The organism is Sphingobacterium paucimobilis HER1398 (assembly GCF_000416985.1).
GTDB lineage: Bacteria > Bacteroidota > Bacteroidia > Sphingobacteriales > Sphingobacteriaceae > Sphingobacterium > Sphingobacterium paucimobilis.
Map to the genome: position 1 here is coordinate 87,184 of NZ_ATDL01000021.1, position 15,943 is coordinate 103,126.

The following is a 15,943-nucleotide window of genomic DNA, read 5'->3' on the forward strand; positions in this document are numbered from 1 at the left end:
AAGTGCCCATCAGACACTTCCTTTTATATTAGATACGTTCCTTTTTCTTCGGATCATCATAGATGCGGTAGCGTTTGTTTCCTTTGATCAGGAGTCCGCGGCTTGCTCCTTTTTCCCGGTTGGATTTATTGCTCACATTAACGCCATAGACTTTTCCTTCATAAAATGAAGTAACCTCAGGAAAGATGGTATGACCTACAAATAGATGTTTTACATCATACTGTTTCATGATTTGTTCGAGATCAGCTGTAGACAATGGATTATATTTTTCATCTGTCCGTACCATACCACGATACCACAGCGGGCCGTTACTGCCAAATAGGAATCGAGCTGCGGGAGAATGCTCCCGTTCTTCCTTGCGCTGGTGCACGTGCGCTCGTGTCGAATCATTGATGGCATTTATAGTCCAGACATTGCCGATAATATCGGCACTCAATCCTGCATGGACAAATAGATGGTCACCAATCTTTTCTATCGTATTTCGACTCAGTAGCCATCGCCCCAGTTCGGATTCCATGTCCCAGAGTTCTTGGTAATTGATGTCGAGATGTTGCGCGAGGTTGGTGTACTTTTCCTTAGCATATTTAAGATTGCCTCGTAAAGTCATTTCCTCGTGATTGCCCAAAAGAAAATGAACAGCACCTCCTGCTTGGGAAGCTTCGGCCTCTAATTTATAGAGCAACCAAAACAAGGGAAGGACATCGTCTCCACGGTCAAAGATGTCACCTATCACTACAAGATGTTTTTTGCCGAAGGTCCATTGATACTTTTCGTCAATGACCCGATGTGCTTTCAGCACAGCATGAAAGGAATCGAAATCTCCATGTGGATCAGAAAGCACAAGAATGTCGCTGTTGTGTTTGTAGGTGGCCTTAGGGATTTCTATAGGGTGCAATGTGACTTGAAACCGGTGATCACCTTTCTCGGAGATGACCTCAAACGTCGGGGCGATCTCTTGCTGCATTTCTAATTGTCCGCCACGAACGCGTATTAAATTAAGCTGCTCGGAGGTGTATAGAATATAAGGGCCATCATGTTGGGACAACGTTTTTTGTTGGGCAGTAAGGCCGCCGATATGGAAAAGGCTAAATAAAAAAGTGATCCATAAGGTATGCCCGCTGCACGTACAGCGGACATACCTTTGGATGATTGTTCTAATAATCATCATTCTGTGTAATGTTTGGATTGGCATCGATTTCTCTACGAGGGATAGCCATCACAGTCTTGAAATACGTGCGGTCAAAGGATTTGGTCTCTGCCCGGAGTAGCGGCGAATTGTGCGATGCTGCTTTGCGTTCTATCCGCATATTATTACGGGTAGCATCAAATAAACGGTGTCCTTCACCAACCAATTCCTTACGGCGCTCGTCCATTACACGCTCTAAAGTGACAGTTCCCGATACTGATTTAGCAGGGTTTGCACGACTGACGATAGCATTAAGGTACTTCAGCGCATTGGTGTTATCTCCGGTTTTTACAGCAGCTTCAGCAGCGATAAGGTATGCCTCCGATAGACGTAGGACAGGAATGTCTGCCTCTTGCGGAGTTTCACCTTCTGCAGGGTTGCCTGGGTACTTGTTGAGGTAATAGTAATCCACCTGTTTGCTGGTATATTTGGTGATGATTTTATGACGCACATCGTTCGGGTCAGCTTTCAATAAGTTCATGTAGTCGCCGGATAAAATGATGTCATTATACCCTTGGCGCCACAACAGATAGCCTACCCCTTCTTTCCCTGGACCACTTTCGGTTTTGACAACAGACAGCTGAAACAGAATCTCGCTGGTGAAATCTTTGGACCATACCGTGCTGTATTCCTCGTTGCTCCATAGCGCATATTGCCCTTTGCTGGAAGACGCTGATTTTTGAGCTTCTTCGATCATTTGACTGGCGGTGTTAAAAGCTTTTTGGTCCTGACCAGTATAGAGGTAGGCACGCGACAACAGTTGCTGTGCAGCAAAGCGGTTGATCTTGCCATTGTTACGAGCGGTGCTGAGCAATTTGCTGGCATCCTCTAGGTCCGTTATTACTTGATTGTAGACCTCTTTGACCGTATTGCGCGCAGGTTTGCTGCTTGAAGTATGCTTTTCTATTTCAATAGGCACGCCTAGAGATGCGCCGTTGTCCTTGGTAAATGGAACACCAAAAACTTTTACTAAATCAAAATGCGCCAAGGCACGTAGGGCTAATGCCTGTCCTTTGATATCCTTCAATTCCTCACTCAGCTCTTCTGCCGGAAGACCATTCGCAAAAGCTAAGATACCATTGACATTCCGTACTGCACGGTAGGGCTCCTGCCATAGCGAAGAAGGGGTATTGTCTTTGTTAAAGTCGAAAAGATAATATTTGGCTGCGCGTTTGGTATCCCCATTGGCCTGCAGATCTTCGCCTGTGACATCTCCATAGTAGGTCATACGGGCACCATAATATTCGTACTTGCGCAGGATGTCATACACACCGTTCAGGGCATATTGTGCTTCACGAGCAGACTTGATCGCCTCGCCACTCTCGGTATAGATGCTGGGCTGTGCCTCTTCCAACCATTTGTTGCCACAACTGCTGAACAACAGACCGGTAATAAATGCGATTGATAATATATAGTTCATATCTGAATAATCTTGTTGTTAGAATTTAATGTCCAATCCAAATGTTACTGTCTTTAACTTCGGGGTCTCGAAATATACGCTGCCACCGTTAGGTATCTCGGGATCGTAGTTTTTGTAGGCCGCGAATGTTAATAGGTTAACTCCCGAACAATACGCCCGTATGTTGCTGACTTTAAGTCGGCGAGCAAACTCTTGTGGAACAGCTACACCAAAAGTGAGGTTCTTCAGACGGATGTGGTCGGTAGAGTGTACCCTACGGGTGTTTGCTACGCTGCTCATGTCGTAGGAATTACCTACCATAAACATTTCGATGTCGGTGTTGTCACCCGGTTTTTGCCAGCGTCTTTCGTAGTACTGTGGAATATTATCGTATCCTGTTTTTCCCGCGAGTTCTGTTTTGCTGGCACCAGAGTCGTAGGAGTACCCACCTAAGGTATAGGTCCAGGTAAAGTTAAGATCCATAAATTTGTAACGGAATGTGTTGGTAAAACCACCTGTAAGTTTTGGGTCTACGCTTTTGTAGGCAATTCGGTTGGCCTCGTTGGCATCTTCCGTAATGTCCCGTGACCCTGGTTTGTTCGGGTCATTGATGTAGTACTGTGGTACGCCAGTTTCTTTGTTAATGCCCGCAAATTCTACGAGGTAGTAACTGTACCATGGCTGTCCGACACGGTGTATCAAAGTACCGTTGCGGAGTTCGGTGCTGCCATCAGCAAGAGCTACAGTCTTATTTTTATTCATTCCCAGATTCATGGAGGTCGTCCAGCTTAGTGCTTTGTCCCGCAAGATATCTGCACTGATGTCTACTTCTACCCCGGTATTGCGCATCGTACCGATATTGGTCAGGTAAGAAGAGAAACCTGTTGTGTAAGAGGTCGGCATATCGTTTAAGAGATCGGACGACTGTCTATTATACCATTCGAAGGTCAGGTCAATACGGTTCAATAGGCGTAGGTCCATTCCGATATTTAGATTGTTCTGTTTTTCCCACTTTAAGGATGGATTGCCGATCTGATACTCGCGTATGCCGGGATTGCTTCCATAGGGGTAGCCAAAGCCGGTCAGATCCATATAGGAAAAGTAATTGGACGGTAAGGTGCCGTTGGTTCCGTATGATACACGAAGCTTAGCATCGGATACAATAGGTTGTAAGGACTGCATGAAATCCTCATTGCCCAGCTTCCAAGCTCCGGATACGGACCAGAAGTTACCCCAACGACTATTACGGTGTAAACGGGAACTGCCATCTGCACGTATGCTGGCTCCTAAGAAATATTTGTTGTCGTAATTATAATTGGCACGGGATAGGTAGGACAGCAAACGCCACTCATTTGTATATCCAGATAAGTCTTTAAGAACTGAACCGTTGGACATAACGATCTTATCGACCGAAGGGAAGTTCTCTTTAGCACCATCTAGATCTTCTCGGGTGTATTTATTGATCTCGTATCCTCCTAAGATATCTAGATTATGTTTGTCCGCAAAGGTCTTCGTGTAGGTAAGGCTATTCTTCCATACAATCTGGTTATACTGTTTGAAACTAGAGCTCAATGCTCCATTTTGTTTCTCTCCATCAGAAGATCTAGGGTCGGACCAGGAATTGTATTTGGTCGTGGTGTTGTCTAGACTGAAAGTGGTGTTGAATACCAGTCCATCGATAAATTTGTAGTTAGCAAAAAGCGTATTGAAGGAGCGGTTAGCTTTCTCTGTCCTAAAATTGTACATGGAGGCTGCTACAGGATTGCGTGGCCCATTGGAGAAGAAATCCGTAAAGAAAGAGCCATCCTCGTTGTACACGGGCTCTGATCCTGTTATTTTGTGTCTAGAGGCGTATATAGGCGAAGTGTAGGTCCCGCCCTCTGCATTGACATCCTGAGCAACGTTAGAATAGAGAATATTGGCACCTACCTCCATTTTGTCCGTCATCTTATACTTCACATTCAGACGGCCTGAGAATCTTTCAAAGTCAGATTGGTAGGAGAGACCAGTTTGGTTCATGTAGGACAAAGAGTTGTAGTAAGATAGTTTACTATCTCCGCCAGATGCAGAAAAATCTACATTTTTGAAAGGTGCCTGATCACGGAACAGTTCTTTTTTCCAATCTGCCCACCCGCTCCAAGGCTCAGGCGCATATTTGTCGATATTGGCTTGTGCATATTCTTCGATTTTTGTCTCATCGGTCAGCTTATCGGTGTAACGTGCCTTATTACGAAGTCCTTCTAATAGCATCGCTCGACGTTCAGGTCCGCTCATTACCTCTCTAAAATCAGTGGCTTGGCTGGATACGCCATAATCTCCACGGATTGAAAATGTCGGTTTACCAGCTTTTCCTGATTTGGTAGTGATCAAGATGACCCCTCCAGCAGCACGTGAACCATATAGCGAAGCGGCAGCAGCATCTTTAATAACGGTAATCTGTTCGATATCCGAGTTGTTGAGCGTAGACATGACATCAAAACCAGCATTATTAGAGCTGCTCGAAGCCATATTACCGGACATGACGGGTACGCCATCGATAACATATAAAGGACTGTTGGAAGCGTTGATCGAACCCATGCCACGGATGCGGATACTCGTGGATCCACCAGGCTGACCCGATAGCGAATTGACCTGTACACCAGGTGCATTTCCCTGTAACATAGTCGAAAAATCTACCGCTGGGATATCTTTCATTCTATCGGTTTTAATCGTAGAGGCGGAGCCGGTATAGTCTGATTTTTTAAATGTACCATAACCTGTAATCACGACTTCTTCTAGATCAGCTTCGACAAATTGGAGACTGACATTAATTGTTGATGAATTGACTTCTATTTCTTTCTTTTCGTATCCGAGGATGCTGAATGTCAGGGTGGAACCACGTTCTGCAGCGATGTGGTAATTACCATTGTCGTCTGTTGCAGTAGATGTTTTTTTGCCCTTTATAGCGACGAGGACTCCTGGCAAGGCTTTCCCCTGATGGTCGGTCACCCGGCCTCGGGTATCCTGCTGTAGGGATACGGCATCAGAAAATGATGTTGTTTGTTTGTGTGAGTTTGCCGTTTCTGCTGAAGCTGTTTTGACTACGATGGACTTGCCGTCGATTACATAGGTTAGTGCCAGTGGTTTCAGGAGTGTATTCAATGCACTATTCAGCTCCGTATTGTTAAAGTTCACGTCAACATATGGCGTGTTTTTGATAACCTCTGATTTGCTCAGTATGGTATAGCCGGTTTGTTTCTTGATCTCCCGAAAGATGTCGGTGATGGGGCTGTTTTTCTTTCTAATGCTCACGGTTTGGGCCAGACCTTCTGCCTGGATTTGGCCAACGGTGATCAAAAGTAGCACAACGATCATTTTCATAATAATGAGGTGTTTACAAAGCTTATTTTTCATTACTTTTGATTGGTTTAGTTTTTTAATAAACGATTACATGGATTTTATTTGATACTGAGCCGAAAGCCGGGGAAGTGCCACCTTCTCCGGTATCTTTTGAAATTAACAGATCAAAGTTTCTTGTTTTTTGTCCGAATTATCTCATGATCTTAACCCTCCTCCCTTCGATCCTGATTTTAATATTGTCATCCGTCATTTTAATTATTTTTAATACTTTGTCAAAATTGTCTAATCGAGATACAGATCCCCAAAGTGCAAGTTGCTTCAACGATGGATCGACCTCGATTTCAATATCGTACCACCTTGCAACCTGCCTCATCGCGCTACCCAAAGATTCATTGTTGAAGGTGAACTCTCCATTTTTCCAGGCGATGCTTTCCTCTGCATTGATATTCTGAATTGCCATTTGGTTATTGCTGAAGAATGTCTGCTGTCCGGGATGCAGTGTGCTGGATTGTCTATTGTCTGCGACAACACGTACTTTTCCTTCTAAGAGGGCTACTTTGGAAGCTTCTTCATTACGATAGGAATTAATATTAAAATGGGTGCCCAGTACTTCGACCTGCTCGTTAGGGGTTTTAACGATAAAAGGTTGTTTCGGGTTGGAAGTGACTTCAAAGTAAGCTTCTCCGTCTAACTCAACTTCCCGAAGCGGGGCGGTAAATCGATTGGGGTATTTCAAGCGGCTATCGGCATTAAGCCAAACCTTACTCCCATCAGGTAAAGTGACATGGTACTGCCCCCCTTTTGGGGTAGATAATGTTAATTGTACCGTTTCTTCCTGTATGTCTTTTAACAATAGAGAACCGTCATTGTAAGTGATCTGATCGCCTATAACAATACCGCTCTGTGAGGCGTTGAGTTCGATGACTGATCCATCAGCTGCGAGTAAGGTCGCTCTATTGCTCCCTGGGCTTAGCTTTTCAGCCTCTTTCAGCGCCTGCAGATCGGGATTTAGATTCGGACGGCTCAACAGGTACCAGATGCCCATGGAAAGAATTGCAAGTATGGAGGCTGCGGCGGTATAGCGAAGCAAAGCTCGATAGGTACCTGATCGAACACCTTGCTTGGGCCCCTCTTCGATGCGATGGAGGATGTTTTGGAGCGTCTGTTCTTTATGATGTACAGTGTGTGCGCTGTGAAAATACCGATACTCTTGTAAGGCCTGTTGTAGATGGCTTGGGTCCTCTAGGCGGTGTACCAGATCAAAAAGATCGGGATATTCTTCAAATAGTTTTTTTAGTTCTATGTGATTGTCCGGATGTATAGTTCCCTTGAGATATTTCTTAAGAAGGTCAACGCGATATGTGGTCTCTTGCATGTCGTGAATGTTAATAACAGTGACTTGCATTAAAAACACAGTAGCCAATAGAATCTTACATAAAAACTTTAATTAATTTTTATGTGGTTGATTATGAGTTTGTTTGTTTCTTGTTTTAGTAGTTGATAAGAATTGCAAATGCGATGAGTACCATGTCGTTTTTTGATTTTAAGACGAGCCGGAGAGAACTTATGGCGCGTGATCTGTTGGCATAGACGGCAGTAGGACTCATTTCGAGTTGCTGCGCAATCTCCTCTACAGTCTTGTCCTCTAGGTAGGTTAGCTTAAACACTTCCTTCTGGCGGTTAGGAAGGCGCTCTACTTCCTCAAAAATAGATTGAAGAAGCTCCACATAAGTCATTTGGGTAAAAGTGTCTTTATCCTCTATCAGTAAATTCTCAAATGAAGTGATAGATTCTAAATAAGTCACCTTGTTAGGAGAGCGTAGTGTATTTAGACTAGCATTCTTTGCTGATATATAAAGGAAAGCTTGAAGATTCTCCATACTGTGAAAGTCCATTCTCCGATTCCACACCGTAACAAAGACATCTGCCAAAATTTCTTCTGCGACTTCCGGTTTTTTGACATATTTTGAAATGAAGTACAAAAGAGGAGTATAGAATCTATTATAGATTGCCACAAAGCCTTCTTGACTATCGCTTTTAAGGTGCTCTATCAATGTAGATTCTGTCATATGATTTCAAACATAAATAGGTTAGTACCGCCTGTTGCGTGTGTAAAATATGTCTATTATGGGCATGAGGCTATCTGTGTAAGGGTCTAAATTAGAAAAGACTTTCTATATTCCCAAATGGAGCCAGTAAACTTGACCTAAAATTAATATTGGATTTGACGCCGGACTTTTGGGAGATGTCACATCCTGTTGCACTGCATACTATTTGCCCATTATTGGACAGTCCTATGTTCAATATCGTACAGTGTTGAATCTGTCATTTTTATTTATTCTTCATGTATTCAGTTGTTTATGTTTTTGGTGTCGCGCTTGATAAAGAATGGCATACGATAAAATAGTCATGATTATATGTTGGTTATCGGCAAAATGTATACTGGAAAATTGACCGAAAAAGAGGACAGTTTTACCGAGAAAATCGATGTTCTGGTCTAATCACCATTCGTAGCCTGAGCGTAGCGTTATACCTTTGGTGTAACAAAACAATCAGGAGCGATTGCGATGATGTAGAGGAACGATTGGTTAAGATAAATAATAGACATAACGTACAGGTAATAGTACCCTAAAAAATTAAAAATACAAAACAATGAAAACGACTATCACAACAATCGCCACAGCATTTATTATGATGCTATCCCTGAATTCTTTTGCTAACGCAAATCCCCTGAAAGATATGAATACTGCTAAGATTATAATGACATACTTGGAAGCTGCAACTTCGGGGAGTGCAGACTTAAACAAATATCTGTTTGCAGATGATTTTCAGTATATGAATGCCGTGGATCGTAAAAGCTATGGAAAAAGAGAGTATACGACATTTCTAAAAGCTAACAAAGGACTAAAATACGATTGCGAAACCAGCTATGAAATATTGGATGAGTGTGGTAAAGCTTGCGTAGCTAAGGTAATTATGAAATTCAAAACCTTTACTCGTGTCGACTATGTCACCTTGAGTCAGGAGGCGGACAGCTGGAAGGTGAGTAAAGTGGTAACGACCTACCCATAGGAACTGGGTAATTTTTGTTCAAATTGTGTAAGAGCCTGCGCCGTAAATACGGACAGGCTCTTTTTGTGGGCTTACACAGCCATTAATGGATCTGTTGTACCAGCTTCTCCATTTTCTATTCTACCTGCATAACGTCTGCTGTAGGATGGTAATGGAGAGAGGCATTTTATTTCTACATCATACCAGCGCTGTGCTTTCTTGGTACTGATCTTGGCCGTGTGCTGGTTGGATGGTGCAATCCTTATGGGCCTGCTTTTTCCGTTTTCATAATGGTTGATAAGTTCCAGTCTGAGGTCTTGACGACTTTTGTTTTTTATGGTGAGAACAAGTTCGGAAGAGGCAATTGCATAGCGTTGCTCTATCTCTACTGACTGTGATTTTTCATCGCCCCGGTATTCTCTGTAGTAACCATTGGGGCCATGTAATGCGAGGTGATAAAGGGACTGCTCAAATTCACCCAAATTCCACTGATAGGAAACCGTTTTTCCTGCGGAGGCAGCAAATGCCCAGTTGGCATTCTCTCGCTTATGTCCATAGGCATATACATTGAATGGAGCTCCTAACGCGCTGGAACCAAAAAAATCTGTAGCGGCAGAAAGGTGCAGTGTCAACTGTTGTCCGTCAGATTGTTCCTGTACGTAGAGTTCGTAGGGCAAGGCATTGGAGGGCTTTGTGCCTGGTTCCTGCCGAGGCAGCAGGTTCGTGTTGATGCCTTGGCGTATGGCATTTATATTTTCGGTACTTAGTTTTTTGAAACTGTTGGGGATAGGTTTTTCACGTGCCCTGTTGATGTCCGAGATCTGTTGATTGCGATCGAGAAAGACCGGCAGCTTTTGCTCCTCGGGTTGGAAGGGTCTGAAAACCGATGTCAGATCTCCGGTAATGGCCCGACGCCATGTACTGATGTTGTCTTCTACAAGGTCGATTTTGAACTTTTTCTGTACAAAGTGCTCGATAAATTGGATGGTAGAGGTAATATCGCAGACTTCAGAATTGACCCAGCCACCACGGGACCAGGGAGAGGCAATGATCAGGGGAACGCGGTACCCCAGGCCAACGGGTCCCTCGGTTGCATAGGCAGGGGCTATACCATAGGCAAGTTCTTGTTCGCGGGTTACATACTCGGACGTGTAGTCGAGGTCAGGACTGGTTATCCCTGTGCTGGGGTCTCCTGGTTTTGGAGCGACAAAGGGAGGGATGTGGTCAAAGTAACCGTCATTCTCATCATAGTTAAGTATGAATATTGTCTTTTTCCAAATCTCTGGGTTTTCCGTAAGAATCTGTAAGATCTCGGATACATACCAAGCCCCATACATGGGTGCACTGGGATGATCTGAAAAATGCTGAGGTGCTACAAGCCATGATACTGTAGGCAATTGATCCTGGCGTACGTCTGCTCTGAATTGATGCAGTACATCTCCTTTGGGAACCGTCATTTCCTGCCCCTCAAATTCGACGGTTTGTACGTCATGGTAGTAAGGGTCACCTTCGTTGGTCTGAAAGGCTCGTTCGTGTAGAGATTTGGTGCGATCATCCAGCGCTTCAAACTTTTCGGCGTTATACTGTGCATATTCTTTTTCAAAGCTCAGCAGCTGTTGTTCCTTCTGTTCGATTTTCTGTCGCAGCTTTTGGTCATTACGGTTGCCAAGTGTGGTCTTCAACTCCTGGATTTCTGCGGGCAGCTCCTCGATACGCCGTTTGTAAAAGTCAATGTGGCTTTTCTTGAACCGTATTTTATATTGGCTGAACCATTCCAGGTTATTGTCGGTAAAGTTGCCGAGCCAGCTTTCAGCGGTACCACTGAGCGCAGTCTGCATGCTCACCTCGTTTTGATAGACCTTCCAGCTGATACCTTTTTTTTCAAGCAACTCCGGAAATGTCCGCCAATGGGCCTCTCGGTTAAAATAGACATCCGAGTTGCGGACAAGGGGCTTGGCACCTTTCTCGGGAACACAGGTCCCCGTCCAGAAGAAATGACGGTTGGTCGTCGTGCCCGTAATGGAGGAACAGAAATGCTGATCGCAGATCGTAAACGCATCAGCAAAGGCATAGTAAAACGGAATATCCGAACGCGTATAATATCCGAGCGTCAAAGGGAGGTCTCTGTAAAGTTTATTTCCGGACCGCTTGGATTCAAGCCAGTTGTCAAAATTGCCATGGTTCCATGCGCCAATTTGGTTTTCCCAGGAATGGGGGAGGTCACGTGTCCAAGCGGCATTTGAGTTCTTGATATCCAACCGAGACGGGACATACGTATCCCCATTTTTATACGATTGCAGCCATACAGGATTGCCGTTGGCCAGTCTGACAGCTCTGCGGTCATTGAATCCCCTGACGCCGCGAAGGCTGCCGAAGCTATGGTCAAAAGAACGGTTTTCCTGCATGACCATAACAATATGCTCTGCATCAAGATAGGTGCTTCCCGCCGCGGGATGTATTTTTAGAGCAGCCTGTATGGCCTGTGGTAAGCTTTGGAATAGTCCAAAAGAACCTGCCAATAGCCCTGCTTTTTTTATAAAGTCTCTTCTGCTTTCCATTTAAATTGATTGCGTATGATGTATTACTTTGGTGTCAATACAGCTCAACATTACCTAAATAGATTTTGTTATTAAAAATGAAAGCCGATTTATCCGATGGTCTGGATGGGGCGCTCCATGATAAAGTCTTCCATTAGAAAGCCGTTGCCGATCGCAATGTCTTCCTCGCCCACAATCTCGAAGCCGATCTGCCTATAGAAGCCCACTGCGGTATTGTCCCGGTTGACATTGAGGGATAGGGTTTCATTGCCATGCTGTAGCGCGATATTTGTCACTTCTTTAAATAGGCGTTTTCCCAGGCCACGCCCTTGTGTCTCCGGTAGAAGGTATATTTTATGGATCTTTGTTTTACTGGTTGACTTGTAGTCGAGCTCAAAGGAAAGATATCCTACAGATCGATTGTTTTCGTATGCTAATAGGAAGCGATGGCCAAGATTATCCATTTGGCTAATAAGAGCAGAATCAGAATACATCATCTTCATCATATAGGTTATTTGATCTTTCGACAGGATTTTATCAAAAGTAATCGGCCATATTTCTTCTGCTAAGGCCTGTATAGTGGGGATGTCACGAATACGAGCTTCTACGATTTTAATCATGTGTTTTGTTCTTTGAACAATAAAAATAAGGTTTTCGATCGGATATCTTTTTTTTATTTGCGTATAATAAATGGTGGAGTAGGACGTTATATAGATAGTTAAGTCAGAAATTTCATAATTTAGGTTAATAATTGGTTTGTATAGTCCTGAGCGCCTGCTTCAGGACTATTTTTTATATATGCGTTATTCAGGTAAATAGTAATGTTTTTTTACAGAACAATCAGAACTGAATGTGTTCCCCAATTACCCTATAATTGAATTTAATTATCCTAAATATAATAAATAGTTAATGTGAATAAGGGAATTGACCTCCTATGAAAATCGGTTCTTAAAACATCTTATTAGCATGATGCGTGAGACGAGAACGCATTTTGATGGGGGGTTGATAAAAAGATATTTAGTAGTATATTTATGTTATGAAAGTAAATAAAAAGACACTACAATCAGAGTCGACCAAGCGTAAACTGCTTCAGGCAGTGGAAGATATATTGGCTAATGAGGGGTTCGTCGCTTTGAAAGTCGAAAACATCAGCAAGGTTTCTGGCGTAGATAAAAAATTGATTTATTTCCATTTTGGTGACCTGCAAGGACTTTATAATGCATTCCTGAGAAGTAAAGATTTTTGGCTGTCGGAAGCTTTTGAAGAAATACCAAAAGAATTAAGTTGGGATGCTGTTATCGAAGTGCTGAAGAGACAGTTTTCAGAGATGAAAAGTAATAAGTTGCTTACTCAATTACTGATCTGGGAATTGAGTGAAAAAAATGAAATACTGTCCAAGCTGGCTGACGAACGGGATGAAGTGGGGAATGAGTTGCTGACAAAGATCGTAAAGCAAGAGAATTTTAAAGAAGATGTACAGCCGCTGATAGCCCTTTTAGTGAGTGGTATCTACTACCTATCCATGCACGCTACAATTAATGGCAGTCTATTTTGTGGGTTGGATATCAATAAAGAAGAAGATGCAAATCGAGTATCAGCTACTTTAGAAAGAGTGTTGAGGAATATCAAATAAAGATATCACGGATAGTATAACCGATATGCTTGGCGTTTTTTCCGTTGTAGTACAAATGCCAATGGAAAAAACGCTTTAAGTTGACAGAACCAAATAGGTGGGAATAATGAATTATTTCCTTGATCTTTTGTAAAGATCTTCGACCAATTTGGACGATCGATAGCCGAAATCAGCTCCAAAACTATTTATTACAAGTCCTTTGATGTTGTGTTCTTTGGAAGCGATGGCAAATACAATACTTTCGTCGCTTGGATCGGTCATACCTTCAAAACGATAGATTTCGTCGATCTGAAATTCGTCTGGAGAAAGCTCCAGTGAATTATTGGCGCAATAGATACACTCTTTTTCATCAGGAATTAGGAAATCATGTGTGTAGCCTCTTTTTTGTAAGTCGTTGACGGCTTGACTTAGTGTGTCATAAGAATACCTGGTTTTATTGTTTTCCATAATAGCTGTTTTGTTTCACTGTACTTGACTAAATAAAGATAACAAAAAATAGTTCAATAGGGTAATCGCCCTAGTCCACTTTATTAACGTAGTCTTTCTTGATCTTGCTCAGGTCTTGGCTTTTGCTCAGGTATTCGACCTTACGACCCTTGAATACCATTTTTGATGCAATACGCTCGCTATCTTTCACAAACTGGAGGAAGCTTTTGAAATTTCTTTTTCGAGTCTCTTTGTCAGACTGTGTACGCGTGTTGATGAGCTGTGTTAACTCATCGTTGGTATGGAGGGATGCGGTATCATCCCCCTCTCGCTCAAACCAGATAAGGGGTGCGGTATGATCGTCAAGGAAGATGCCGAAACAAATCTCTTGCCTATCGTTCTCAAAGATAAAACAGCGGAAAAGGAAAATCCCGATACAGATGGAGTCAACAAAAATAATATGCTTCATTAGCACTATTTATTGGTTCTTAAGCTATAAATTTACGTAAATTCAAGTGAATATGCAATGCATTTGAAATGAAATATTTACGTAATACAAGCTGCTCCAAGATGAATCAAGGTGCCTTCGGTGTAGAAAATTTACTCTCCGATGGCATAATATATGAAGCCTATCTCTTCTAGTTTTACTCGATCAAGCAGTTTTCTGCCGTCAAATATAAAAGAAGGGCTTTTCATATGACGTTTGATCCTAGCCCAGTCGTATTCTTTGAACTCGTCCCATTCCGTAAGGATAGCTATAGCATGAGCGTCTTTACAGGCCTCATAAGGGTCTTCGCTCACGGATACAAGGCGTCTTGTTTCCGCCGCTGGACGACTGTTTAGATACTCTAGATCTACAAAAACTTTTTCGGAAGGAACCTTGGGGTCATATACATGAATGTCCGCTTGTTCATTGAGCAGATGGTCTGCTACGTATATCGCAGCGGATTCCCGGGTGTCATTCGTGTCTTTCTTGAATGCCCAACCCAGTATGGCAATCTTTTTCCCATTGACGGTATTGAACAAGGTCTGAATGATATTGTCCGCAAAACGCTGTTTTTGATGGTTGTTCATAAGGATGACCTGTTCCCAATAATCTGCTACTTCATCAAGGTTGTAAGTACGTGCGATATAGACAAGGTTCAGGATGTCCTTCTGAAAACAGGAACCACCAAAGCCGACAGAAGCTTTTAAAAATTTAGATCCTATTCTCGAGTCCATTCCTATTGCGCGAGCTACCTCTTGCACATCAGCACCGGTTTTCTCACAGAGCTCAGAGATAGAGTTTATGGAAGAGACCCGTTGCGCAAGGAAAGCGTTTGCAGTCAGTTTTGAAAGTTCGGACGACCAGAGATTGGTCGTCAAAATACGATCTGTATCTACCCATCTCGAATAGATATCTACGAGTGCTTGGATAGCATCTTTATTTTCTCCCCCGATCAATACGCGGTCTGGATTTAGAAGGTCTTGCACCGCTGTGCCCTCTGCCAGAAACTCAGGATTGGAAAGGATATGGAAGTTTACTGCTGATCCTGTGTTATGTAGAATGCTTTTTAATGCAGCAGCTGTACGTACAGGAAGTGTAGATTTCTCTACGACGATCTTGTCTGATGTGGCAACAGCTGCGATCTGCCGTGCGCAGAGTTCAATATATTTTAGATCTGCTGCCATTCCTTTACCTTTACCATAGTTCTTGGTAGGTGTGTTGACAGAAATAAATATCATGTCAGCTTCTTCAATAGCGGCCTCTACATCTGTCGAAAAAAAGAGGTTCCGACCGCGTGCTTCCTCGACAATGGCGGAGAGGCCGGGCTCATAGATAGGAAGTTGGTCCAGATCAGGGTCATTCCAGGCCGCAATACGTTCCGCATTCATATCGACTAGGGTAATCTGTATATCGGGACATTGCTGCGCGATGACCGACATCGTAGGACCGCCTACGTAACCAGCACCAATACAGCATATTTTTTTTATTGTAAAAGCCATCTCTCACCAAGTTTTAGAAGCACAAAAATAGCTAATTAATTGCGAAATACTAACGTCCTGAAATCGTAAAGAAGTAAAACTGTTAATTGGCTTCTTTATAACCTGACCTCTTTATGCTTTTACCTCAAATATGAGAGATTCTAAGTTTTAATTTTTAATTTTGATGGGAAGTCACTTTAGTCATTGAGTATGGATGTGCAACAGATTTTTACTTATTTGTTTGGAATAATAGTTGTTCTTGTGCCACTCTTCGCACTGTACAAATGTATGGTGAATGTACATGTCAAGAATAGAAATAAAATGCTTTGGATGTTAGGGATTATAATAATTCCGGTATTCGGAGGATTGGTGTATCTATTTATGAATGAAGTAAAAGTGGATTAGTC

Annotated in this window: 13 protein-coding genes; 3 read left to right on the forward strand and 10 right to left on the reverse strand. The window is 42.9% G+C overall.

Going from position 1 to position 15,943, the window contains the following annotated elements; translation table 11 throughout:
* Positions 1–28: 28 nt before the first annotated feature.
* The 5 genes from M472_RS40995 to M472_RS41010 form a co-directional block, all read right to left on the reverse strand.
* Positions 29–1,168 carry a metallophosphoesterase gene (locus M472_RS40995; RefSeq protein ID WP_022829442.1) on the reverse strand — a complete coding sequence of 380 codons (1,140 nt, stop codon included), beginning with the start codon at positions 1,166–1,168 and terminating at the stop codon, positions 29–31.
* Positions 1,155–2,606, reverse strand: coding sequence for a RagB/SusD family nutrient uptake outer membrane protein (locus tag M472_RS41000; protein ID WP_021071851.1), 1,452 nt, complete (start codon positions 2,604–2,606; stop codon positions 1,155–1,157). The genes M472_RS40995 and M472_RS41000 overlap by 14 nt, the downstream gene beginning before the upstream one ends.
* An 18-nt stretch (positions 2,607–2,624) precedes the next feature.
* Positions 2,625–5,945 carry a TonB-dependent receptor gene (locus tag M472_RS41005; RefSeq protein WP_021071852.1) on the reverse strand — a complete coding sequence of 1,107 codons (3,321 nt, stop codon included), beginning with the start codon at positions 5,943–5,945 and terminating at the stop codon, positions 2,625–2,627.
* Between the two features lie 169 nt (positions 5,946–6,114).
* Complete coding sequence (locus tag M472_RS0123120) at positions 6,115–7,299, reverse strand: FecR family protein (RefSeq protein ID WP_021071853.1); 1,185 nt, start codon at positions 7,297–7,299, stop codon at positions 6,115–6,117.
* 115 nt (positions 7,300–7,414) lie between these two features.
* Positions 7,415–7,993: an RNA polymerase sigma factor gene (locus M472_RS41010; RefSeq protein WP_021071854.1), complete on the reverse strand. Its 579-nt coding sequence runs from the start codon at positions 7,991–7,993 to the stop codon at positions 7,415–7,417.
* 583 nt (positions 7,994–8,576) lie between these two features.
* On the opposite strand from M472_RS41010, the gene M472_RS41015 reads away from it, so the two are divergent.
* Positions 8,577–8,996, forward strand: coding sequence for a nuclear transport factor 2 family protein (locus tag M472_RS41015; protein ID WP_021071855.1), 420 nt, complete (start codon positions 8,577–8,579; stop codon positions 8,994–8,996).
* Positions 8,997–9,067: 71 nt separating this feature from the next.
* On the opposite strand, the gene M472_RS41020 is transcribed toward M472_RS41015, so the two are convergent.
* Positions 9,068–11,533 carry a phosphocholine-specific phospholipase C gene (locus M472_RS41020; protein ID WP_021071856.1) on the reverse strand — a complete coding sequence of 822 codons (2,466 nt, stop codon included), beginning with the start codon at positions 11,531–11,533 and terminating at the stop codon, positions 9,068–9,070.
* A gap of 89 nt (positions 11,534–11,622) precedes the next feature.
* On the reverse strand, positions 11,623–12,132 hold the full coding sequence (locus tag M472_RS41025; RefSeq protein ID WP_021071857.1) for a GNAT family N-acetyltransferase: 510 nt from the start codon (positions 12,130–12,132) through the stop codon (positions 11,623–11,625).
* Positions 12,133–12,548: 416 nt separating this feature from the next.
* Here M472_RS41025 and M472_RS41030 point away from each other — a divergent pair, with 416 nt between their 5' ends.
* A complete protein-coding gene (locus M472_RS41030; protein WP_021071858.1) occupies positions 12,549–13,145 on the forward strand; it encodes a TetR/AcrR family transcriptional regulator in 597 nt (198 codons plus the stop codon).
* Positions 13,146–13,256: 111 nt separating this feature from the next.
* Here M472_RS41030 and M472_RS41035 read toward each other — a convergent pair whose 3' ends face one another.
* From M472_RS41035 to M472_RS41045, 3 genes are all read right to left on the reverse strand, one after another.
* The gene (locus M472_RS41035; RefSeq protein ID WP_021071859.1) at positions 13,257–13,592 is read right to left on the reverse strand and encodes a hypothetical protein; all 336 of its coding nucleotides are present in this window, start codon (positions 13,590–13,592) and stop codon (positions 13,257–13,259) included.
* Between the two features lie 70 nt (positions 13,593–13,662).
* Positions 13,663–14,040 carry a hypothetical protein gene (locus M472_RS41040; RefSeq protein WP_021071860.1) on the reverse strand — a complete coding sequence of 126 codons (378 nt, stop codon included), beginning with the start codon at positions 14,038–14,040 and terminating at the stop codon, positions 13,663–13,665.
* Positions 14,041–14,171: 131 nt separating this feature from the next.
* Positions 14,172–15,557 (reverse strand): nucleotide sugar dehydrogenase, encoded by a 1,386-nt coding sequence (locus M472_RS41045; RefSeq protein ID WP_021071861.1) that lies wholly within the window; start codon positions 15,555–15,557, stop codon positions 14,172–14,174.
* Positions 15,558–15,746: 189 nt separating this feature from the next.
* Between M472_RS41045 and M472_RS41050 the strand changes: the two genes are divergently transcribed.
* Positions 15,747–15,941 (forward strand): PLDc N-terminal domain-containing protein, encoded by a 195-nt coding sequence (locus tag M472_RS41050; RefSeq protein ID WP_021071862.1) that lies wholly within the window; start codon positions 15,747–15,749, stop codon positions 15,939–15,941.
* The last annotated feature ends 2 nt before the right edge of the window (positions 15,942–15,943 follow it).

Excerpts from the sequence above, each read along its gene's own strand:
- M472_RS40995 (WP_022829442.1), bottom strand. The coding sequence starts at position 1,168 with ATGATGATTATTAGAACAATCATCCAAAGGTATGTCCGCTGTACGTGC.
- M472_RS41000 (WP_021071851.1), bottom strand. The coding sequence starts at position 2,606 with ATGAACTATATATTATCAATCGCATTTATTACCGGTCTGTTGTTCAGC.
- M472_RS41005 (WP_021071852.1), bottom strand. The coding sequence starts at position 5,945 with ATGAAAATGATCGTTGTGCTACTTTTGATCACCGTTGGCCAAATCCAG.
- M472_RS0123120 (WP_021071853.1), bottom strand. The coding sequence starts at position 7,299 with ATGCAAGAGACCACATATCGCGTTGACCTTCTTAAGAAATATCTCAAG.
- M472_RS41010 (WP_021071854.1), bottom strand. The coding sequence starts at position 7,993 with ATGACAGAATCTACATTGATAGAGCACCTTAAAAGCGATAGTCAAGAA.
- M472_RS41015 (WP_021071855.1), top strand. The coding sequence starts at position 8,577 with ATGAAAACGACTATCACAACAATCGCCACAGCATTTATTATGATGCTA.
- M472_RS41020 (WP_021071856.1), bottom strand. The coding sequence starts at position 11,533 with ATGGAAAGCAGAAGAGACTTTATAAAAAAAGCAGGGCTATTGGCAGGT.
- M472_RS41025 (WP_021071857.1), bottom strand. The coding sequence starts at position 12,132 with ATGATTAAAATCGTAGAAGCTCGTATTCGTGACATCCCCACTATACAG.
- M472_RS41030 (WP_021071858.1), top strand. The coding sequence starts at position 12,549 with ATGAAAGTAAATAAAAAGACACTACAATCAGAGTCGACCAAGCGTAAA.
- M472_RS41035 (WP_021071859.1), bottom strand. The coding sequence starts at position 13,592 with ATGGAAAACAATAAAACCAGGTATTCTTATGACACACTAAGTCAAGCC.
- M472_RS41040 (WP_021071860.1), bottom strand. The coding sequence starts at position 14,040 with ATGAAGCATATTATTTTTGTTGACTCCATCTGTATCGGGATTTTCCTT.
- M472_RS41045 (WP_021071861.1), bottom strand. The coding sequence starts at position 15,557 with ATGGCTTTTACAATAAAAAAAATATGCTGTATTGGTGCTGGTTACGTA.
- M472_RS41050 (WP_021071862.1), top strand. The coding sequence starts at position 15,747 with ATGGATGTGCAACAGATTTTTACTTATTTGTTTGGAATAATAGTTGTT.